This is a genomic window from Oleiphilus sp. HI0066 (genome assembly GCF_001635725.1).
On record NZ_LWFH01001070.1, the window covers coordinates 1 to 1,998 of the forward strand.

Genomic DNA, 1,998 nt, shown 5'->3' on the forward strand with positions numbered 1-1,998 from the left:
AGACTCTAGTTGCTGCGAAGCATAGCGTAATTCAGCTGCCAACTCGACGCCGGTCGCGCCCCCACCAATGATCGCAACATGAATATCTCTCTCACCTTCGGGCGCATGCTCTGCTTGCAAATAACGATTTAACAGACTCTGATGAAAACGGCGCGCTTGTAGCTGGCTATCGAGAAACTGGCAATGCTCTTCGGCACCTTTGGTTCCAAAATCATTCGTCGTACTGCCCACAGCAATCACCAATGTGTCGTATGGCACACGGCGCGCAGCAACAACCTCTTCACCTTTGCGATTATTTATAGGCGCTAAGGTAATCGTTTTTTGGGAACGGTCGAGTCCAGTTAAGCGTCCGGGCTGGAATTCAAAATAATGCTGTTGCGCATGCACACGAAAATCGACTTGCGCGGCATCTGAATTGAGAGAGCCGGCAGCAACCTCGTGCAACAAAGGCTTCCAGACATGCGTTAAGGCCGCATCAACGAGCGTAATACGAGCTTTGTTCTTCTTGCCTAATTTATTGCCGAGTTTTGTCGCAAGCTCTAGTCCGCCAGCGCCACCACCCACAATAACAAAGTGATGCATATCGTCCATAACCTTACTCGCTTTAACAATAAAAAGGGTTGGCGATTTTGACGTATGTTTCTGAAATGTAAAGACAAAAGCCATTAATTAGGGTAATTGCCCTAATTAGTCTCAAAAACAACATGTTAAAACAGAGGATTAAACAGCCTCCGTCGCAGGATCATAAAGTGACTTCTTAGATCAAGTAATCACAGCCTGCGTACGATTAACCCCCCAACTTCTTAAAAATAGCAGTGATATGGGCTTTTACCATAACTTCTGTCACGCCAATTTCATAAGCTATCCGTTTGTTCAGCCAACCTTCTCATAAGAAACAAAGCACATGATACTGCTGGGGCGTCAAGACAGCGACCTGCGTTGCTGAGTCACGTTCTTCATTATCGATTCGACGTAAGTTTTGGCGCACAAAAGACTGCACCTAAGATTCACCATCAATCACATGGTCAATGGCATCTTTAATCATACTCGGAGAGCAGGACTTTGGAATAAAGCCAATTGAGCCGTGAGCAATACAACGGCTAATAGTCTCAACATTTTCTCGTGCTGAAATGATCGTTAAAGGCACAGTTGGGAATTTTTCGGGTACAGTCACCAGACCAAATGAGTCCTGACTGCCTGACATATGTAGATCGAGCAACAACAAATCATTGTCAGGGTTTTGTTCGAGCACTTTAAGCGTGCAATCAAGATCAGAAGATTCACTAATGCAAAGATCAGGCAAGTGCGTATTCAATAACCCTAACCGAGCATTTCCAAACAAGGATGATCATCCCGCAATATGAATTTAATACATTAACACTTCCTTTAAAACGCACACACTTGAAACTCAAGAATAGTCCAGGCGTGTTTTGAACGGCTAGGGTTTGAGGGTGCCCTACTGCACAATTTAACGCCCTTCAATTGGCGGATCGACCACAGTCGCTGCGTTTAAGGTGAAGGTGTCGCCTTAATTATCGAATTCACTCACACCAATTTTACGTACTATATGGCGCATAATTTTTCCTAAGCGAATTTTTGGCAATACTACGCAAAACAACTATTAGACCTTGGTCTAGCATTGGACCAAGGTCTACATCAAGCCCTGTTCGGTAAAACTGACCACATGACTACCTGCGACGATTAAATGATCCAGCACCCGCACATCGATCAACTCCAATGCCGACTGCAATCGTCGTGTAATCTGGATGTCAGCTTGGCTTGCTTGCGTCGATCCAGAGGGATGGTTATGACAAAGAATGACGGCTGCAGCACCTTTGTTAAGTACATGGCGAACTACTTCACGCGGATATACGGATGCAGCATCAATCGTACCCTGAAACAGCTCTTCCATATCCAGAATTGCATGCTGATTATTAAGATACAGAACAGCGAAGGTTTCATGTTGACGATTTGCCAAGGCATGCTGCACATAACGTT

The 1,998-nt window shown here is 45.0% G+C and carries 4 protein-coding genes; all 4 read right to left on the reverse strand.

The annotated features are described in order from the left end of the window. Positions 1–591, reverse strand: a 591-nt coding sequence (locus tag A3738_RS13360) for an NAD(P)/FAD-dependent oxidoreductase (protein WP_197473849.1), incomplete at its 3' end; no start/stop codon positions are given. Between the two features lie 196 nt (positions 592–787). After that, positions 788–847: a hypothetical protein gene (locus A3738_RS32610; RefSeq protein WP_369819752.1), complete on the reverse strand. Its 60-nt coding sequence runs from the start codon at positions 845–847 to the stop codon at positions 788–790. Positions 848–1,000: 153 nt separating this feature from the next. Beyond that, on the reverse strand, positions 1,001–1,315 hold the full coding sequence (locus A3738_RS31110; protein ID WP_068503362.1) for a response regulator: 315 nt from the start codon (positions 1,313–1,315) through the stop codon (positions 1,001–1,003). 336 nt (positions 1,316–1,651) lie between these two features. Then, positions 1,652–1,998 (reverse strand): DNA repair protein RadC (gene radC, locus A3738_RS13370; RefSeq protein ID WP_156504249.1); only part of this gene is annotated, 347 nt, incomplete at its 5' end.